The 19,145-nt window shown below is 46.0% G+C and carries 19 protein-coding genes; 12 read left to right on the forward strand and 7 right to left on the reverse strand.

The genetic code is table 11. The annotated features are described in order from the left end of the window. Positions 1 to 33: 33 nt before the first annotated feature. Positions 34 to 492, reverse strand: a complete 459-nt coding sequence (locus AC5SLM_RS00260) for a hypothetical protein (protein WP_495248915.1) — start codon at positions 490 to 492, stop codon at positions 34 to 36. 11 nt (positions 493 to 503) lie between these two features. Continuing rightward, positions 504 to 1,397 carry an EamA family transporter RarD gene (rarD, locus tag AC5SLM_RS00265; RefSeq protein WP_495248916.1) on the reverse strand — a complete coding sequence of 298 codons (894 nt, stop codon included), beginning with the start codon at positions 1,395 to 1,397 and terminating at the stop codon, positions 504 to 506. Between the two features lie 118 nt (positions 1,398 to 1,515). On the opposite strand from rarD, the gene AC5SLM_RS00270 reads away from it, so the two are divergent. The 3 genes from AC5SLM_RS00270 to AC5SLM_RS00280 all read left to right on the forward strand — a co-directional run bounded on the left by AC5SLM_RS00270 (position 1,516) and on the right by AC5SLM_RS00280 (position 5,739). Beyond that, the gene (locus tag AC5SLM_RS00270; protein ID WP_495248917.1) at positions 1,516 to 3,534 is read left to right on the forward strand and encodes an EAL domain-containing protein; all 2,019 of its coding nucleotides are present in this window, start codon (positions 1,516 to 1,518) and stop codon (positions 3,532 to 3,534) included. Further along, positions 3,531 to 4,274 carry a substrate-binding periplasmic protein gene (locus AC5SLM_RS00275; RefSeq protein ID WP_495248918.1) on the forward strand — a complete coding sequence of 248 codons (744 nt, stop codon included), beginning with the start codon at positions 3,531 to 3,533 and terminating at the stop codon, positions 4,272 to 4,274. The genes AC5SLM_RS00270 and AC5SLM_RS00275 overlap by 4 nt, the downstream gene beginning before the upstream one ends. 97 nt (positions 4,275 to 4,371) lie before the next feature. Next, a complete protein-coding gene (locus AC5SLM_RS00280; RefSeq protein ID WP_495248919.1) occupies positions 4,372 to 5,739 on the forward strand; it encodes a class II 3-deoxy-7-phosphoheptulonate synthase in 1,368 nt (455 codons plus the stop codon). On the opposite strand, the gene AC5SLM_RS00285 is transcribed toward AC5SLM_RS00280, so the two are convergent. Genes AC5SLM_RS00285 through AC5SLM_RS00295 form a run of 3 tightly spaced genes read right to left on the reverse strand, consistent with a single transcriptional unit; the run spans position 5,736 to position 8,576 of the window. Further along, positions 5,736 to 6,755, reverse strand: coding sequence for a mechanosensitive ion channel family protein (locus AC5SLM_RS00285; RefSeq protein ID WP_495248920.1), 1,020 nt, complete (start codon positions 6,753 to 6,755; stop codon positions 5,736 to 5,738). The two genes, AC5SLM_RS00280 and AC5SLM_RS00285, sit on opposite strands and share 4 nt — an antisense overlap. Further along, positions 6,752 to 7,348 carry an ATP-binding cassette domain-containing protein gene (locus AC5SLM_RS00290; RefSeq protein ID WP_495248921.1) on the reverse strand — a complete coding sequence of 199 codons (597 nt, stop codon included), beginning with the start codon at positions 7,346 to 7,348 and terminating at the stop codon, positions 6,752 to 6,754. The genes AC5SLM_RS00285 and AC5SLM_RS00290 overlap by 4 nt, the downstream gene beginning before the upstream one ends. Beyond that, positions 7,323 to 8,576: a glutamate-5-semialdehyde dehydrogenase gene (locus tag AC5SLM_RS00295; protein ID WP_495249386.1), complete on the reverse strand. Its 1,254-nt coding sequence runs from the start codon at positions 8,574 to 8,576 to the stop codon at positions 7,323 to 7,325. Before AC5SLM_RS00295 ends, AC5SLM_RS00290 begins: the two co-directional genes overlap by 26 nt. Positions 8,577 to 8,807: 231 nt before the next feature. Here AC5SLM_RS00295 and AC5SLM_RS00300 point away from each other — a divergent pair, with 231 nt between their 5' ends. The 9 genes from AC5SLM_RS00300 to AC5SLM_RS00340 are packed head-to-tail and all read left to right on the forward strand — an operon-like array spanning position 8,808 to position 17,303. Continuing rightward, entirely contained in the window at positions 8,808 to 9,761 is a 954-nt protein-coding gene (locus tag AC5SLM_RS00300) for an NAD(P)-binding domain-containing protein (protein ID WP_495248922.1), read from the forward strand. A gap of 3 nt (positions 9,762 to 9,764) precedes the next feature. After that, a complete protein-coding gene (locus AC5SLM_RS00305) occupies positions 9,765 to 11,969 on the forward strand; it encodes a coiled-coil domain-containing protein (protein WP_495248923.1) in 2,205 nt (734 codons plus the stop codon). After that, positions 11,969 to 12,658, forward strand: coding sequence for a tRNA1(Val) (adenine(37)-N6)-methyltransferase (locus AC5SLM_RS00310; RefSeq protein ID WP_495248924.1), 690 nt, complete (start codon positions 11,969 to 11,971; stop codon positions 12,656 to 12,658). The genes AC5SLM_RS00305 and AC5SLM_RS00310 overlap by 1 nt, the downstream gene beginning before the upstream one ends. Beyond that, the gene (locus AC5SLM_RS00315; RefSeq protein ID WP_495248925.1) at positions 12,652 to 13,032 is read left to right on the forward strand and encodes a YkgJ family cysteine cluster protein; all 381 of its coding nucleotides are present in this window, start codon (positions 12,652 to 12,654) and stop codon (positions 13,030 to 13,032) included. Before AC5SLM_RS00310 ends, AC5SLM_RS00315 begins: the two co-directional genes overlap by 7 nt. Further along, positions 13,002 to 14,273 carry a tetratricopeptide repeat protein gene (locus AC5SLM_RS00320; RefSeq protein ID WP_495248926.1) on the forward strand — a complete coding sequence of 424 codons (1,272 nt, stop codon included), beginning with the start codon at positions 13,002 to 13,004 and terminating at the stop codon, positions 14,271 to 14,273. Before AC5SLM_RS00315 ends, AC5SLM_RS00320 begins: the two co-directional genes overlap by 31 nt. Continuing rightward, complete coding sequence (gene trpC, locus AC5SLM_RS00325; RefSeq protein ID WP_495248927.1) at positions 14,270 to 15,058, forward strand: indole-3-glycerol phosphate synthase TrpC; 789 nt, start codon at positions 14,270 to 14,272, stop codon at positions 15,056 to 15,058. The genes AC5SLM_RS00320 and trpC overlap by 4 nt, the downstream gene beginning before the upstream one ends. Next, positions 15,058 to 15,558 carry an HIT family protein gene (locus tag AC5SLM_RS00330; protein WP_495248928.1) on the forward strand — a complete coding sequence of 167 codons (501 nt, stop codon included), beginning with the start codon at positions 15,058 to 15,060 and terminating at the stop codon, positions 15,556 to 15,558. The genes trpC and AC5SLM_RS00330 overlap by 1 nt, the downstream gene beginning before the upstream one ends. Then, a complete protein-coding gene (gene mnmH / locus AC5SLM_RS00335) occupies positions 15,558 to 16,547 on the forward strand; it encodes a tRNA 2-selenouridine(34) synthase MnmH (protein WP_495248929.1) in 990 nt (329 codons plus the stop codon). Before AC5SLM_RS00330 ends, mnmH begins: the two co-directional genes overlap by 1 nt. Positions 16,548 to 16,553: 6 nt before the next feature. Next, a complete protein-coding gene (locus tag AC5SLM_RS00340) occupies positions 16,554 to 17,303 on the forward strand; it encodes a pyridoxamine 5'-phosphate oxidase family protein (RefSeq protein WP_495248930.1) in 750 nt (249 codons plus the stop codon). Here the strand turns inward: AC5SLM_RS00340 and AC5SLM_RS00345 are convergent. Both AC5SLM_RS00345 and AC5SLM_RS00350 read right to left on the reverse strand, forming a co-directional pair. After that, complete coding sequence (locus tag AC5SLM_RS00345) at positions 17,300 to 18,448, reverse strand: TolC family protein (protein WP_495248931.1); 1,149 nt, start codon at positions 18,446 to 18,448, stop codon at positions 17,300 to 17,302. The two genes, AC5SLM_RS00340 and AC5SLM_RS00345, sit on opposite strands and share 4 nt — an antisense overlap. Next, a complete protein-coding gene (locus AC5SLM_RS00350; protein ID WP_495248932.1) occupies positions 18,445 to 19,143 on the reverse strand; it encodes an efflux RND transporter periplasmic adaptor subunit in 699 nt (232 codons plus the stop codon). The genes AC5SLM_RS00345 and AC5SLM_RS00350 overlap by 4 nt, the downstream gene beginning before the upstream one ends. Positions 19,144 to 19,145 lie beyond the last annotated feature (2 nt).

Consider the following 19,145-nt stretch of genomic DNA (forward strand, 5'->3'; position numbering starts at 1 on the left):
TAAAGGTGTCTTAAAACTGCAAAGAAGAGGTTTTCACCCCTCTTTTTGCAGTTTTTCATAAACGCTAAAGAGTTCTTCACGCAGTTCATCCGCCAACGCTTCGCCATCTTCAACCGCTTGGCTTACAAAAGAGTCAAGTTCACTAAGTACCGCAAACATTTCTCCCTCGACCCTTTCTCTCGAATCGCGCTTTGAGCCCATGGTTTCAAAAAAGACAAGTTTGCGAATCATGTCGGAGAGTTCTTCAAGGGCTTTTTCTTCGTTTTCTCCCTCTTTGAGGATGTAGCGAGGCTCAAGGGTTTCCTTGGACGTGTCAATATCTTTCTTGATGGTGCGAATTTTCTCTTGCACAACACCCGCAAAGGTGGCGTACACTTGGGTTCCTGTGGAATCCCCTTTAGCATCAAGCCGTTGGGTGATTTTCCCAATTTGTTTAATCATAATAAACCCAACAGCCATCGCGACAACAATGGCGGGTAAAAAGTCTTCCATTTAACGGTCCTTTAGTGTTTTCGTTGAGTGTAAGACTCCAAGCCCACAAGGAGCAAGGCGATCCAAATCAGCGAAAAAGTAATGATTTTTCCTTGTGAAAGGGGTTCATTATACACAAGCACGGCTAAGAGTAGGTTGATGGTGGGTGCAAGGTACTGAAAATACCCAATAGTACTCAAGCGCAGCCTAGAAGCCGCCGAAGCAAAGGCTAGAAGAGGGGCTACGGTTACAGGCCCTGCGAGCATCAACAGCCACGTTGTTGGCGTATCAAACGCAAAAGAAAAAACACTCGTGTGATGGTAAGACAAGAGGGCAAGATAGCCAAGCGCTACAGGAAAAAGCAGTAATGTTTCGATGTAGAGTCCTGGCAAAGAAGGAATGGCGACTTTTTTACGGATCAACCCATAAGAGGCGAAGGAAAAGGCAAGGGCAAGGGAAATGACAGGCAAAGACCCAAGGGCATAGACTTCAAATCCAACGGCAACAAAAACCAAAACAATGCCTACCCCCTGAGCACGCGTGGGCGTCTCTTTTAAAAACAAAAAACCAAACAAAATATTTACAAGAGGGTTGATGTAATACCCAAGGCTAGCTTCAATGAGCATGTGGTTATTGATTGCCCAGATAAAAATCAACCAGTTTGTGGCAATAAGACACGAAGAGAGGACCAGCATCGCCAAGAGTTTTTTATTGGCAACAAAGCGCACGATGGTGTGAAGTTGGTGTTTAAAGGTTAAGATAAAAAAGAGAAAAACCACCGACCACACAACCCGATGCAGTAAGATTTCCGTGGGCGGAACGAGCGCAAGGGATTTAAAATAAATAGGTGCAAGACCCCACATGGTAAAGGCACTCAGTGCATACAAGACGCCGTGCTTGGTGGCAGTTGGAGAAAGGGTGTTCAAGGGGACTCTTTTTTGAGAGGATTGTAACGCGATTTACGTTACAAAATCCTTTCGTTTGTTGTCCCTTTTTTGTAATGAAAATTGGCTATAATCGCACATGTTTCCTTGGGAGAAAGCTGTGTTTGACAAAGAGTCTATTAAATTTAAACTTATTTTTGTCATATCCTTAGCTATTGCCTCTATGATGGCTTTACTCATCCTTCTTCAGCTCTTTGGCACTAAATTCCTTGAAAAAAAAGTAGAACAAAGTTCCCTAGAACACATCCAACACTACTCCCAAAACACCCAAAGCGTTCAGCTTAAGCTGTATGAACAAAGTTTGGATTTTTATATCGAAACAATTGCCCAAATCCTAACATACGATCTTTACAATGTGGACACAGAAGCAATCTTGCAAAAAGCGCAAAAGTTTATGCTTCATGAAGGACTTTGCACACTCTCAGTATTGGACACCGTTTCGCTCACCGAAGTAGCCAGAATCGACAAGAGTATTAACAATACATGTAAAACAAAAACAATCGAGCTTAGCTATAAAGATAACAAAATAGGGATTTTAAACCTTTCTTACACCCTTGAACCTATTCATGAGCAAATGCGTGCTAATCAAGCATTAATCGCAGAAAACACCAGTGAACTTAAAAAAACACTCAAAACCACCACCCTTTCAAGTATTGGGGTGCAAATTTTCCTTTCGCTCTTTGTTATGGCGTTTCTTTTGATGTTTGTTGCCACGCAGATTAATAAAAATGTCATCACTCCTATTTATAAAATGCTTGAAGAAATGAAACAATTTCGTGAAGAAAAAATTCTCACCATCGACCACGCTTACTATAAAGAAGAAGATGAAATTGGTAAGCTGATGCATTATTTTCACAAGCACATTGCCACACTCATTAACCGCCTCAACAAACGGGCAAATTACGACGGACTAACCCAACTGCTCTCACGCCAACGTCTTTTGTATGACCTGGGCTCACAGCAACAATTTTTACTCGCTATCGTGGACATCGACCGCTTTAAAGAAATCAACAATTACCTTGGCATTTCATCGGGTGACCATGTGTTAAAATCAACTGCGGAGCTTTTGAGTCGCTTTTTTGACCCACTTGATTACCGCGTTTACAGGTTAAGTGGCGATGAGTTTGCTATTCTAAGTTACGGAGACTACACTGCCAACGCCCTGGCATTCAAACAAACTATTACGCATTTTCTAGATGATTTTGAAAACCAAGAGTTAAGTTTTGGCGACGAACACCTCGTGCTTTCCATGAGTGCTGGCATGGCTGATAGCAATGCCGATGAACCCATAGTTGCGGCGATGACAGCACTGGGTTTTGCCAAAAAGACCAAACAAAAATTGGTTATTTTTAGCAAAAATTTACCCGTCATTGAAGAATACGGCACCAACTTAAAAATCACAAAAGTTATCAAACATGCCATAGTGGATGATCTTGTTTTTCCCTATTTTCAACCCATACAATGCCTTCGTCAAGAAAAAGTGGTCAAATACGAAGCGTTGATGCGCATCCAAGATGAAGAAGGAAAACTCTACTATCCCTTGGATTTTTTGGCCATCTCTAAACATACGGGCACCTACGATACCTTATCGAAAACCATTATCCAAAAAGCACTAGAGGCCTTTTGCGACACTGAATTCGATGTAACTATCAACCTCTCCACTAGGGACATTGAGTCTGAATACATCTATGCTTTTTTAGAGGAACTTCAAGCGCGTTACAACGTCATGCATCGGGTTGTTTTTGAAATCACGGAACAAGAGGGGATTTCCAACTTTGAAACGGTGCGCGAGTTTGCACAAAAAGTCAAGAAAATGGGAGCAAAAATTGCCATAGACGACTTTGGAAGCGGGTATTCAAATTTTGAAAATATCATCCATCTTGAGGTGGATTTTTTGAAAATCGACGGCTCACTGATTAAAAATATTCTCACAGACAAAAATGCCCAAATCGTTGTAGAAACCATCGTCTCTTTTGCTAAAAAACTAGGAATCGCAACCATTGCAGAATTTATCAGCTCCGAGGCTATTTACACCAAAGTTAAAGCCATGGGGATTGATTATGCACAAGGGTATTACATCGGGAAACCAGGCGCTTTTCCCTCAAAAAGGCACCCATGAAACTCCTTAGTCTATTCCTCTTGAGCGTTTCTTTGGTGTGTGCTCAAACCATCAAGATGACCTCACTGGAGTGGCCTCCTTATAGTGGAAAAGAGTTACCCGAACAAGGACTTTCTGTGGTGATTGCCAAAAGGGCATTTGCTGCTATGGGATACACCCTTGAGGTAGATTTTTACCCGTGGAGAAGGGCGTTATTGCTTGCAGGAAGTCAAGGAGAATACCACGGCTATTTGCCAGAATACCACGCGCTAGAATTAGACTCCGCGTGTTTTTTTTCTCATTCTATGGGAAAAAGTTTTTTAGGTATGGTTGAACGCAAAAACAAACCTCTTGTTTGGGAAAGTGTCGCTGATTTGGGTCATTATACGATTGGGACGGTGCAAGGATATGTAAATACCCACGCGTTTGACACCATGGCAAACCAAGGCCTCCTTCGCACGGAAGCGTCCGTGAGTGATGTGCTTAATATTAAAAAAGTGCTCTCCGAAAGAATCGATGCTGCCATCATAGACCGCGATGTTTTAGCCTATTTTTTAGCCACAGACAGTACCTTTGCCGACCAAGGCAACCTGCTTCAGTTTCATTCTAAATTACTGGAAGAAAAAGACCTTCATGCTTGTTTTCAAAAAAACGAAAAAGGCCGCCATTTGGCACACATTTTCAATCAAGGGCTGGAAAAAATAGACATCAAAAGCATCACAAAGGAATATTTCATCTCCCTTGGCTTGTCTTGGCCCTAGTGCTACCAAAAACCAATAATCTACCTTTCCTGAGAACTTCTACTCTTAAGTCAAGATTGACTATAATGGGCAAATTTTGACCAAAAGAGGATTGTGTATGAACCAATGGAGCCGCTCATCATGGCGTAATATGCCTATCAAACAGCAACCCACCTACCCCGATTTGGATGCGCTACGCTCCGTCGAAGCAGAGCTTTCCACCATCCCACCCCTTGTATTTGCGGGCGAGGTGCGTAGCCTGAAAGAGCAACTCGCTGACGTGCAAGCAGGTAAAGCGTTTTTACTTCAAGGAGGCGATTGCGCCGAGAGTTTTTCAGACTTTCGTGCCGATACCATTCGCGATATGTTTAAAGTCTTGATGCAAATGGCCGTTGTTTTGACCTTTGCAGGAAGCTGTCCTGTGGTAAAAGTAGGGCGCATGGCAGGCCAGTTTGCTAAGCCACGTTCTTCGGATTTTGAGGAAATAGATGGGGTGAAATTGCCTAGCTACCGTGGTGATATTATCAATAACATCGACTTCACAGAACTAGCGCGCGTCCCTGACCCTTCTCGCATGCTTCGCGCCTACAACCAATCCGCCGCAACACTTAACCTCTTGCGCGCTTTTTCACGGGGTGGTTTGGCGGATTTGCACCAAGTGCACCGCTGGAACATGGGCTTTGTTAAAGAAAGTGCCCTAGGAGACCGTTACGCACACTTGGCCAATCGCATCACAGAAACCCTTGCATTCATGGAAGCGTGTGGCATCACTTCGGCCAATACGCCCAATGTGCACCAAACCGCACTTTACACTTCCCACGAAGCCTTGTTGCTCAACTACGAAGAAGCCCTCACGCGCCAAGACAGTATCACAGGGGATTGGTACAATTGTTCGGCACATATGCTGTGGATTGGTGACCGTACGCGCGATGTGGACGGGGCGCACGTAGAATTTTTACGCGGCGTGAAAAACCCCATCGGCATCAAAGCAGGCCCCACGATGCAAGCAGATGATTTGCTGCGTCTTGCAGACGCGCTTAACCCTGAAAATGAAGCAGGGCGGCTCAATATCATCGTGCGTATGGGAGCAGATAAGATTGAAAAGAAATTCCCTGAACTGTTGCGCGCTATCAAAAAGGAAGGGTGCAATGTGCTGTGGAGTATTGACCCCATGCACGGCAATACCGTTAAAGCTTCTTCCAACTACAAAACCCGCGCTTTTGATCAGATTTTGGCCGAAGTAAAGGGCTTTTTCAATGTTCACAAAGCCGAAGGAACTTACCCCGGTGGCGTGCATTTGGAAATGACAGGGCTAGATGTCACCGAATGTGTGGGTGGGGCGCAAGCCATTACCGAAGAGGGGCTTGGTTCACGCTACGAAACCCAGTGTGACCCTCGCCTTAACGCTGACCAAGCCTTAGAGCTTGCCTTTTTGATTGCCCAATCGTTAAAAGAGGCGCGTCAAAACACTCCGCTTAGCGTTTAATGGGAGGAGAGCTTAGAAACCAGTTCGGCCTTTTTGGCACTGGTTTCTAAGTACATCGAAGCCCCCGTATACATCAAATGAATATCTTCTTCCGCACGCAAACGGCCAATGACTTGTTTGGTCAACTCACTTTTTAGCCGCAAAATCTCCCGATAGGGTGTGACATACCAAACCCCCATCGTGACACCATCGCCCTTAAAACTTGGGTAAAAAACAACTTTTGGGTAATTTGTCATGTTACGTAGTGTGTATTTATCCTTTAGCATATCATACTGACGCTTGGCCATGTCGGTGTATCTTCCGCTGATGGTTTCAACAATTTCAAAGGTAATGGCTTCTGCTTTTTCAATATTGGTATCAAAGGAAAGGTTGATTTCAACGAGGTCAATGATGGTTTTCATAGACAAATGCGTATAATTATACACATCGTGCGTGAGCATGAAATAATTGGGAACAAAGATGATGCGCCCCGCTTTTTTATGGTCCGTGATGGAATCATTCGTAATATTTTCATAGAGCGTGATTTTGGTTAAAGAGATATCAATCACATCACCAATAATAGGCTTCCCGTCCTTGTCAATCTTGATGCGATCCCCCAGACGAATAGACGAACTTGCCATCATCATCATCCATGAAACCATGCTCAGCACCAACTCTTTGAGTACAATGGTCAAACCCGCGCCAATGACCCCAAAAACAGCCATGCCTTGGGCTAGATTTTTCGTATACACAAGGGCGATGATGAGCACAGAAAAGATGACAAAAAGGATGTTTGAAAGTTTTTTAATAGCAAAATAACGTTGGCTTCGCTCTTCATTTTCCACTTGCGTTGCATACCGATAGGCCAAATGGCGCACCAACACCATAAACCCGTAGAGCAAACCAATGGACCCCGCGACCACGAGGGCGCGTTGAAGTTCTTGGGGGTGTGTGGTTATGTGCTTTAAAAGAGGATTTTCCTCGCCCGTTGCTAAAGCGGGAACGCAACACAACGCCGCTATAATGTACTTTTTCATGCCTTTAGCCTTATGATAGAATCGCTACACCACGACGCAAGTGTCTCATCATGGGTAATTAAAAGCAAACCAATCTCATCCAACAACCCCATGAGCAATTGCATCACTTCTAACTGAATGAGGTTGTCCAGTGCTGATGTTGGCTCATCCGCGAGCAAAAGCTTGGGTTTCATCAGTAGAGCCCGAATAATAGAGGCGCGTTGCAATTGCCCGCCGCTAAGTTCATGGGGCTTGCGACGCAAGAGTGCAGGGGAGAGGCGCATAGCGTCGCACAACCGTTCATGGTCTTGGATATCCGCCACTTCCGCCATTTGCTCTAAAAGAGAGTAAGTAGGGTGAAAGGAGGTGTAAGGGTCTTGAAAAATTTGGGAAAAAGCCTTACATGTAAGGCTTCCCGCTTGCGGTTTTAACGCGCCCGTAATGAGCTCAAACAAGGTGGTTTTTCCCGAGCCACTGGGCCCGACAATGCTCACCACTTCGCCTACATGTAAGGTGAGGGAAAAATCCTCATAAAGTGGTACTTCAGGGGTGTAGCCAAAGCGCAACCCTTCGATGCTTAGCACGGGTTCACGCACGCACGTTTCCTTTGCCATAGACCTTATATTTGTACGTGGTGAGCTCATTGATACCCATAGGACCCCTCGCGTGAAGCTTGTTAGTGCTAATGCCCACTTCCGCCCCAAAGCCAAATTCGCCCCCGTCGGTAAAGCGCGTGGAGGCATTCACGTACACGCACGCCGCGTCGACCGCGTTTAAAAACCACTCTGCGGTGGTGTAATTTTCGGTCAAAATCGCCTCAGAATGGGACGAGCCATAGGTGGTGATGTGGTGCAGTGCCTCTTGGACGTCCGCAACCACCTTGATAGACAAAGCATTGCTTAAGTGTTCGGTGTGAAAATCCTCAGGCGTGGCAAGGTCTACATGTATAAACTGTTGCGTTGTGGCGCATCCTTTGACTTTGGCACCCGCTTGGGTGAGTGCGGCGGCGATGCGTGGTATAAAGTCCGAAGCGATTGCCTCATGGACAAGCAACGTTTCAAGGGCATTGCACGCGCTAGGACGCTGGCATTTGGCGTTAAGAACAATCTCTAGGGCTTGGTCAAGATTGGCCTCTTTGTCCACATACGTGTGGCACACGCCTTTGTCGTGTTTAACCACAGCAACGGTGGCGTTTTGGGAGACAAAACGAATCAATCCTTCCCCGCCTCTTGGGATAATCAAGTCCACATAAGCGTCTTGGCGAATAAGTGTGGCAACCCCTTCGCGGGTCTCATCAGGAAGCAAGGATATGCACGCAGGGTCTACGCCGTGCGCCCTAAGGGTGTCTTGGAGTACCTTGGCAATAGCGTGGTTGCTATGGGTGGCTTCTTTGCCCCCTTTGAGAACACAAATATTGCCACTTTTAAAGCACAATGCCGCAGTGTCGCTGGTGACATTGGGGCGGCTTTCGTAAATGATAGCCACGACGCCAATAGGAATGCTCACTTTTTCGATGCGAAGCCCGCTAGGCACCACCCAACCTTCCAATACTCGGCCCACAGGCTCTTTCAGCGCGGCAATCTCGCGCACCGCTTGGGCCATCCCTCGTATGCGTTTGGGGGTGAGCTTAAGACGGTCCAATAGTGCAGCACTTAGGGTGTTTTTGACCCCTTCGTCTATGTCTTTGGCATTGGCCTTCAAGATAGCTTCTTGGTGGGCCTCAAGGGCATCTGCCATCGCTAAAAGGAGGGTATTTTTTTGCTGTGGCTCCATGGTGGCCAAGAAAGAGGTTAAAGATTTGGCCTTTTGCAAGAATGCGTCCACGTTTTCTTCCTTTTTAATGTAAAAGTGGGTAAATTAGGCTTCTTTTATAGCCCTCGAAACATAAAGAGTTTAAACAGAGTGCGTTAATTTTTTACACTCAAAATTGAGTCATAGCCAAAGCTATGGCGATGTTTTTAGTGTGAGAAAGTGACGTGCACTGTCTTGAATCTCTTGTTTCAATGGGTTACAAAAGAAGCCTATTTTATCTTTCTATCGCTTTAGGAGCGATTATAATCCAAGGAGAACCAAATGAATTGCGTGTATGATATGATCGTCATTGGCGGAGGCCCCGGAGGGATTAGCGCGACCGTAGAGGCAAAAATGCGCGGGTTGCAAAGTGTTTTGCTTATCGAAAAAGGGGAAAACCACTCCCAAACCATCCGCAAATTTTACAAAGACAACAAACGGGTGGACAAAGATTACAAAGGGCAGGTCATTGAACTCAAAGGCAGCGTGCAATTCGCGGATGGCTCCAAGGAAAGTACACTGGATTATTTTGACTCGCTGCTAGATAATGGTGAAATCGACACCGCCTTTAACAGTGAAGTGGAAAGCGTCAAAAAAGTAGGGGATTCTTTTCAAGTCGTCACCACCAAAGCGGGCTATGAAGCCAAAAATGTCATCATCGCTATTGGCAAAATGGGTAAACCCAATAAGCCTGATTATACCATCCCACCCTCCATCAAACAATTGGTGAATTTCAACCTTGATAGCTGTTCCCAAGGGGAGAAATTACTCATTGTGGGAGGGGGAAATTCAGCCGCAGAATACGCGTTAGAACTCTCCAAAACCAACACCGTCACCCTCAATTACCGTCGTTCTACCTTTGCCCGTCTTAATGACATCAACGAACAACAGCTCTACGCCTATGACGGCCAAGAATTGTTACGTTTGCGCCTTGGCGTGGACATTGAGAGCCTTGAAAACGCTTCAGGGAAAGTGCGCGTGAATTTTACTGACGGCAACTTTACGGTTTATGACCGCGTTGTTTACGCTATTGGCGGCACAACGCCTGTGGATTTTTTGAAAAAATGCGGCATTACGCTTGATGAAACGGGGCATCCTATTTTTGATGAAAATTATGAAACACAAGTACCCGGGCTTTACATCAGTGGCGATATTGCGGTGAATTCTGGCGGGTCGATTGCCATCGCATTAAACCACAGTTATCACATTATCGAGCACATCTTAGGTCAAAGGTAGTTCATGGAGCAAAAGAGACGTTCTTTGCCCATGCTTGCCCTAGGTGCAGCACTAGGCGGGGTGGTTGTTTTTGGAATAGGGACGGTTTACATGTATAGCCTTCCTGCTGGCGAACCGATTGGCAAAAAGGAGCCCCAGGTTTTTGCACGCTTTGAAGAGTTGCCTGCAACCATTCGGCAAGAGTACGTTCACAAGGATGACATTCAAACCATCGCCTCTTTGGGCGTTGTGCCCTCGCACACCAAAGAACTTGCTGTGGAAATAGAAACACCCATAGAAGGAACCCCTGAAGAATTAAAAGCGCAAGTGCTTACCCTGCGTCAAAAAAACCGCTTTTTATTTCAAGACAATATGGACTTGGCAAATAAAAATTGGGAGCTTGCCATCAAGCTTAATGATGAAAAAAAGGCCCTTGATGAAGAGCGTCAAAAACTCCAAACCCAAAACCTAGAAACCATGAACCAAGCCGAACAACAACACTACCAAAACATCAACGACCTCACCCGTCGCATCAACGACTTGCAACAAGAGTCCATGCGCGCTTCACGGGAGTACGAAACCAAGATTGTAGGGTTGGAAAATTCCTTGTACACGCTCCAAAAAGAGTTGCGCGAAAAATCCATGGAAGTCGACAAAGAAATCAGTGTGGCTACCAAAGAGCAACGCATCAGCAATTCGACCTTGGCAGAAAAAAACCGTTACTTGCTAGAACAACACAAAGCACTGCAAGAGAAGATGAGCGCCTTGCTTGATGAAAAAGAAAAGGCCTTACGCGAGAGCAAGAACGACACGGACCACCTGCGTAACGCACTGCGTGAAAAAGAGGCTGCGCAAAACGTGATTCTCACCAACCATACCCGTGAGATTTTAGCCCAAGAGCGCAAATACAACGAAGCGGTGCAAAAAATATTGCAAGAAATGGGCGCGTTAAAACAAACACACCAACAAGAAATGGCACAAAAAAACAGTGAAGTGGACACCCTGATGGCCACGTACGAGCAAACCCTCAATGGATTGCGCACTGAAGCCATTGAGCTTGAAGGAAAAGTGAGTCAAGAGCGCTTGGTCCGCGAAAAAATTCAAGAAGGGCACAAGGAAGCCTTGGCTCTCTTGCACGGGCAAATCAGCACCCTTGAGGCACAAAAAAAAGAACTCGAGGGAAATATCAAAGAGATTGAACGCATCGCCCAAGAGCGGGTTGCGCAAAAAGACAAAGTGTACGCTAAGGCACTTGAGGAAATCAAATCCCAAAGCTTGAACACCAAAGAGCGGGAAAATACGTACATCAATGAGTTAAAAGAGCAAATCGCAACCCACGCTAAAGCACTAGAAGCAGCGGAAGAAACAGAAAAAGTCTTACATGTAAAGATAGCAACACTGGAAGCTTCCTTGCAAAAAACGGGTGGAAATATTGCCCAAGCTTTGGCAACCAACGAAGACAAGCACGCTAAAAATTACCATACTCTAAATGAAAAAATCATTACCCTAGAGCGTGAGCGTAGCCTCATTATCACCAAAGCGACGACCCATATTGATACCCTTGAGAGCAAGCACCGCCAGCAAATTGCGGCACTAGAGGCGCAGATGGGAGGCTTGAAAAACACCCTAAGGACCCTTGAGGAAGCCCACGGAAAACTCCAAAAAGAAAATGGCACCCTTAAACAAACCCAAGACAAACAACTCTTGGCGCTCAAAGAAGAATTTGAAGTCTTGCAAGAAGAAATCAAGGCGCGCGAGGGGGCTTATGAGGCTAAAATCGCGCAACTCAACGTGGCTTTAGTGCAAGAACAAAAAGAGAGCCAAGCCCTCCTTAAAGACGCCGTGCTTAAAAAACCCGAGCTTTTGGCCTCCCTTGCTTGTGATGATATGGAAAGCGGCACCAACGAGGCCTCTCTTACATGTAAAGCCCGTGTGGAAGAGTTCTTAAGCGGCTACGAAGCTTCGCACTTTTTTGAAGTGCTTCCCATTGTCGATGATGGCGGCTTTGCCACACTCAAACGGGTAGAGCAAGAGACGCGCTTGGGTGTTCCCAGGGATGAAATCAAACGCTTGACACGCCTGTCTAATCTAGGACTTGGAAAAGAACGCGCAGCAACGGGAGGAAAATTGATAGAAACCTATTTTGATGGCCTTGCAAGGGTGAGCTATTCTTCAGATTTGGTCGAGGTGCCAAACAAACGCGGATTTGTGATTCGGGTGTACCGCTAGTGCGTTTGTTGCAACTAAGCCAAGGCTATCGCTACACCAGTGACACCTTAATGCTGTATGATTTTATCTTACGCCAAGGGTGCGGCGGAGAGGTGCTAGACGTGGGGTGCGGGTGTGGGGTTTTAGGACTGCTCATCAAGCGCGAATTTCCAAAATGCACCATGCATGCCATCGATATTCAAGCCCAAAATGTGGCTCTAGCGAGGGAAAATGCGAGGGAAAATGCCCTTGAACTTCACGTTCAAGAAGGAGATTTTCTCTCCCTTGCCCAGCGCCAATGCATGGACGTTATTATCAGCAATCCGCCTTTTTACCATGATGGCACCCAAAAAAGCCCAGACCCACACATGCACACAAGCCGCTATAGCACCCATTTACCCTTGGGGGATTTTTTAGCCCATGCCAAACGGGTGCTAAAACCCCATGGTAAACTGCTTTTTTGCTATGATGCTAAACAATTAGGAGCAATTATGCAGCATTTACACGCTTCACGCCTCACACTCACGGCGATGCAGTGCGTTTACCCCACTGCCTCGAAATCGGCCTCTTTGGTGCTTTTAGAGGCAAAGTGTTCTTCTAAAAGCCTGTGTGAGATTTTGCCGCCGCTGGTGGTTAACGACGTCCAAGGCCCCACGCCTCAAGCCCAGGCTATCTTTAGCAAGGCCGCAACGGTGAGTGTTTCATGCTGATGCAACAAGAGGGGTTTGCTTACGGGTTTAACCCTGAGGCATGCGCTACATGTAAGGGCAATTGCTGTATTGGGGAGAGTGGTTATATTTGGGTGAGTTCTGAGGAAATCCGTACCATCGCCGCGTTTTTGGGATTAGAAGAAGCGGTTTTTGTGGAACAGTATTTGTTTAAAGAGTCGTACCGTTTTAGCATCAAAGAGGTTCCGCACGAAAGTGGGGTGGCCTGTCTTTTTTTTGACAGCCAAAAGCGTGGGTGCAGTATTTACGATGTTCGTCCCAGCCAATGCCGCACCTTTCCTTTTTGGAATTATTTTAAACATCATCTTGATGAAGTGGAGAAAGAATGTCCCGGTATTATTTGTTTATCGCAGTAATTGTTACTCTTTTTTTGGGAGGATGCGCCGTTTCTACGGTTGATACTCCCCCTTCTTCACCACCACGCTACAGTTTTGAAGGGGAAGATTTAATGGCCCTGCGTGCATTGGTTGCCTACCACGAAGGCGATGCAAAAACAGCACTGTACATGTTTGAGGAATTATTTGACCGCACCAACAAACTTGAATACATCAAAGAGGGGCTTAAAATAGGCTTTTCCGCCGCGCTTCCCATCGAAAATTTGCTTCAAAAAGCCCTTGCACACACCCCAGAAGACGGGGACGTGGTGCGTGTACATGTAGGGGTTTTGCTCAACAACAAAGCCTTTGAAGAGGCAAAGGTGCGGATGCTTCGCTTGCTTGAGCGGGAAAAAACCGAACAAAACTTGACGATTTTGGGTTCCATTCACTTTCACCTTAAAGAATACGACCTTGCATTGAAGTATTATGATTCCATTTATGCCGAATCCCAAAGCGAAGAAGCGCTCTTAGCGATTGTGGATTTGCTAGACATTCATTTAGAGCGCACGAGTGAAGCCGTTTCATACCTTGAAACCGTGCGACGAATGAACGGATGCACCAAGCCCATTTGCTACCGTTTGGTGCAAATTTACGGCAAAACAAAAAATATCGATGGGCTTATTTCCACCTATAAAATGCTCTACGAAGGGCAAAAAGAAGACCAATACGCCGCCAAAGTGGTGGAGTTGCTTTTGTTTAAGCGGGATTTTGCAGGAGCTATTGCTTTTTTGAACCAAAGCAACCATGACCCTTTGACGTTGATGGATTTGCACGCCTCGCGCAAAGCGTTTGACAAAGCACACGATGTCGCTAAACGCGCCTATGAAGATTCAGGAGAGCTTAACTACCTCGGAAGAATGGCTATTTACGAATACGAACACCATAAGGGTGCCATCACAAAAGCCTTGCTCTCTTCGGTGTCGGAAAAATTTGAAAGGGTTATTAAAACCCTTGAAGAGCCCTTGTATTTAAACTATTACGGATACTTGCTCATTGACCACGACGTGGATGTTCTCAAAGGGGTGGCTTTGGTTAAACGCGCTTTAGCAAAAGAGCCTGACTCCCCTTATTATATTGATTCTTTGGCGTGGGGGTATTACAAACTGGGACGATGCCAAGAGGCCTACAACCTCATGGTGCCCATCCTTAACACCACGAGTGAGCAAGAAATCAAAGAGCATTATGAAAAAATCAACGCATGCATAAGGAAGAGTGAATGATTTTAGACAAGATTATTAGGCAAACCAAAGAGGATTTGGAGCGCCGCAAGATTGAGTATCCCCTAGAGTGGCTAGGACGCTCTTTGGCCTACAATAACTACCCCCCGCGTGATATTTTCCCTTACCTAAGAGCCACCAAGGAAGAGCCCTATCGCATCATCGCGGAAGTGAAAAAAGCAAGCCCTAGCAAGGGAGTGATTCGAGAAGATTTTGACCCGCTTGTCATCGCCCAAAGTTACGAAAGAGGGGGCGCAAATGCTATCTCGGTACTTACAGAACCGCATTTTTTTCAAGGTAACTTAGAATACCTCACTCAAATTCGCCGCTACGTGGCAACACCGCTACTACGCAAAGATTTTATTGTCGATAAATACCAACTGGTGGAAGCGCTGGTCTACGGGGCAGATTTTGTCTTGCTCATCGCCACAGCACTTAGTCGCAAGGAACTCAAAGAACTTCTTGAATACACCCGCCACCTTGGCATGGAAGCACTCGTAGAGATTCACGACAAAGAAGATTTAACCAAAGCCATTTTTGCAGGTGCGGACATCATCGGCATCAACCACCGCAATCTTGAAACCTTTGAAATGGACATGAACCTCACAGAAAAACTCATGCCCCTTATTCCCAACGGGAAAATCATCGTGGCGGAAAGTGGGGTGGAGTGCAAAGAAACCATTGTCCATTTGAGCAAGGTAGGTGCGGATGCTTTTTTGATTGGGGAACATTTTATGCGTCAAGCAAACATCGAAGAAGCGCTGAGCGCGTTTAAAAAGGTGGATTAATGGAAGGATTGTACGCGCCTTGGCGCAGTGAATATTTTACGACTAGCACGCAAGGCTGCGTGTTTTGCCACATTGCCGACACGCCAGAAGACGACGAGGCACTGGGTGTTTTGTTTCGTGACACACACTGTTTTGGTGTCATGAATCGCTACCCTTACACGCCGGGCCATTTTATGATTATCCCTTATGAACACACCAGTGCCATCGAAAGCCTCGATGAAGTGGTGTGGGATCAAATGAGTGCCCATGTGCGCAGGGGTGTAAAAATGCTCAAAGAAACCTTTGGGGTTTTAGGGGTAAATATCGGGATGAACCTAGGCGAGTGCGCGGGGGCTGGCATTGCTGAGCATGTGCATTACCACTTGGTTCCGCGGTGGCAAAAAGACACCAATTTTATCACTACTATTGGAGAAATACGCGTCCATGGCGTCCCATTTGAGGGCATTTATGAGCGCCTTAAGCAAGCTTCTTTAGAACATTTTAAAATGTCCACTTACTAATGCGTCTCATTGAGCCAGAGGCCTTTTTTGAAACCTACGCGCAGTATGATTTAATCATCGATGCGCGCAGTCCTAGTGAGTTTGCAACTTCGCATTTTCCAACAGCCCACAACCTCTTTGCCCTTGATGATGCCCAACGCCACGAAGTAGGGTGCGTGTACAAACAAGAATCAAAGTTTTACGCAAAAGTCTTGGGTGCGGGGTACATTTGCACCAATGTGTCCTCCCACCTCTCTTTTGTTCACGCCCATGTGCCCCCGGGTGGAAAAATCGCTCTTTATTGCGCCAGAGGAGGGCTGCGTTCGGCTTCTTTTGGCCTTATTTTAGACCAGATTGGCTACCGCGTAGACCGCATCAAAAACGGCTATAAGGGGTTAAGAAATGTTGTCGTTACCTTGCTTGAAAACCCCGTACTTCCTCCTTTTATCACCCTTTTTGGCAACACAGGGTGCGGCAAAACAGAGCTTTTGCAAGGCCTTTCTCCGGCTATTGACCTTGAAGCGTTAGCGCACCACAAGGGGTCGGTGTTTGGAAGCCACACCCAAGGGCAACCTAGCACTAAAATGTTTCAAAACCTTCTTGCTTGCGCCTTAAAAGGCGTCGAGAAAGCCCCTTTTTGTTTTATTGAGGGAGAGAGTAAACGCATTGGCAAGCTTATGTTGCCTTCGCCTTTGTACCACGCCATGTACCAAGGCAAAAAAATACGCATTAGCGCGCCCTTGGAAGAGCGGGTGGCGCGTATTAAAAAAGAGTATGAAACCATAGACGCACCGTTTTTCTACCACGCCCTTGGTAAAATCTCACGCTTTATCTCCAAAGAAACCAAGCAAGCCCTCTCACAGGCCTTTGATAGGGGTGATTTGGACGCCACTATTGCCCTTTTGCTTGTGGAATATTACGACAAAACCTACAAACACCACCACGAAGCCCTAACGCTTGTTAACGACGAAGCCTGCGTGGAAAAACTGCTGGCCATTAGTAAGGAGTAAAAAACCATGAAAGAAACCCTTATTTCCGTTCAACGCTACGCGCTCATGCACAAAATGAGCCAATTTAATGTCATCAAGCGCATCAACAGCGGAACACTTAAAACCGTCGAAAAAGAAGGCAGTGTCTGGATTGTGCTTGCGGAAGAAACCCCCGTATCTCCCTCTTCCTTGCGACGTCAAGAGTTTGCAAGTGCGGACGAGGGGCTCTTTGAGACCTTAATGCAAACCTGTGATTATGGCACCCTCTCTCTTGTGGAGGAGGGCGTGCCTTATGGCGTGCCTGTGAATTTTGCATGGTGGAAGGAGTGTGTGGTCTTTCACGGTGCCAAAGAGGGAAGAAAAATGCGCCTCATTGAAGCAAACCCGCAAGCTTCCTTTAGTGTGGTCAAGCCTTATGCGTTTATTCCTTCTTATGCGACGCACACGACCTTAGCCTGTCCAGCCACCCAATTTTTTGCGAGTGTTATTTTTTACGGAACCCTCCGCATTATCAGTGAGCCCACAGAAAAAGCTGCGGCCCTTAGCGCTTTGATGGCAAAGCACCAGCCTGAGGGCAAACACGAGCCTCTCTCCTCTTTGGGCCATAAGGCGATGCTAGAAAAAACAGCGGTGTTTGCCCTTTTACCCCATGAGCGCACCATGAAGGTCAAATTTGGCCAAAACCTTCCTCGCACGCAACAAGAAAAGATCATCGAAACCTTGCGCGCTAGAAATGGGGTTTTGGACGAAGAGACCCTTAGGATGATGCACGCTTAGAGCATCGAAAAATAAAGACCGAGTTTCTCTTTCTCGATGTAAAGTTGGTACAACGCATCGTCAATCTCGCGGGAGCGTTTGGAGTTTTGCAAGGTTGTTACATCGTCCATTGTTTTATACCCTGCCTCGTACTCTTGAAGGTTCATATCCAAAAGCTCTTGGTATAACGCCGCATCTTCATGGGCCAACGCCTTGCGTGCTGTGTAGCTTTCTATGGTCGCAAGGGCCGTGTCATAGGCAAGTTCTGCTTCGATACGTGTTTGCAAGAGTTCTTGTTGACTTTGCATGTACTCTAACCGACTTTGGGCTATGGTATTAGACGTGGTGTAGCGCAAGGGAAGGGAGACGGCAATCCCATAATTATAATAATCCCCATTGGCAACATTACTACCCCGTTGGTACCCGTAGGTGGTTTGCAAAGAAACTGTAGGCAAGGCTTCGCTTTTTTTGATAGCGTAGAGTGTTTTAGAGACTTGGGCGTTTACGCTTGCTAGGCCAACGCTCAAGGAAGCTTCGACGTATTGGGTTTTAGAGAACAAGGGGACGTTGAGAAGTTCAAGTGCTCTTGCGTCAATCTGGGTGTAGAGTTTGAGGGTATTGATTGCATTTAGCGCACTTAATTCTAGCTCTTTTTTTGTATCGTTTAGGGTATTTTTTGTCATGATGGCATCATTAAGATCACTAATGCCAATCTCCCCTTCTTTGTACGCCGAGTGCTTGTGGCGCACTTCGATGGTACTATTTTCAATGCTTAGGGTATTTTGTTCCAGTTTTAAACGGGCCATTTCGTAATCGATTTTTGCATTGTAAAGGGCTTGTAAATCCTCTTTTTTCTCTTTATCAATTTCCAAAAGTGAAAAGTGGTGCAACTCATCCCCGTAACGCATTTGGGCTTTTATTCCTCCAAAACGAAAAATGTCTTGGCTGAGAGAAAGGGTGTAATCTTGCGTTCCTCTCCCTTCTTCGTCTTTGGTGTAAGAGCTTCCAAGGCTAAGGTCTGAGAGCCAATCGTAGCGGTTGATAATCGCGGTTTCATGGGCTGATTCTTGTTTGAGTTTGATGAGTTCTCGTTTGGTTTCACGCAACACTTCTTCTTGCCCAAAGACAAAGCAAGCACATAAAAGAGTGAGAACAAGGGGCTTCATTGGACAAACTCCACACGAACAGCATGCCCAAAATCACTGCTTTTAAGCGTGAGTTCTACTTTAAAAGCAGAAATAAACGTCTCATCGGGGGTTTTGTCTACCTTATGCAACGTCGCAACCCCCTCTTTGCCATCAACTAAAACCTTTTTTTGTTCAATGTTTGCATAATCCTCTTTGTCTACATATACCGTTACCTTGGCCTTGCTAATATCATATGCCGTGGCAAGTTTCGTCCCCTGAGCAACATAGTCTCGCAGGTTTACCTCAAAAGATTTAATGTACAACCCTTGTGCGTCAATCACTTTCTTAGAAAGGGTGTCTTTGAGCTCGGCGATGGAAATCTCTAATGTGGAGAGCGTTTGTTTGACGTCCAAGAGTTCAAGGTATTTTTCATCTTTTTCGTACTGGCTCTTGCCGGTGATGTTGAGAAATTTTTGATAATTTTTTTCCATGATGGCAAGTTTTTCAAGGTTTAGGGCGTATTGGGTCTCGTACGCTTGTAGGGTTTTTTTGTCTAACGCATCATCCAAGCGAATCAATACCCCTTTAACGGAACGCATTTCATCGTTTTTGTCCAGATGTACCACTTGCCCTGATGTTTGTGCGTAGAGGGAAAAGGTGTCAAAGGGTTCAATGGTTGCCATGTAGCTTTGGGCCATCATAATCCAAGGGATGAAGAGAAAAAGAAAACGCATGG

Source organism: Sulfurospirillum sp. HTRB-L1 (assembly GCF_059415125.1).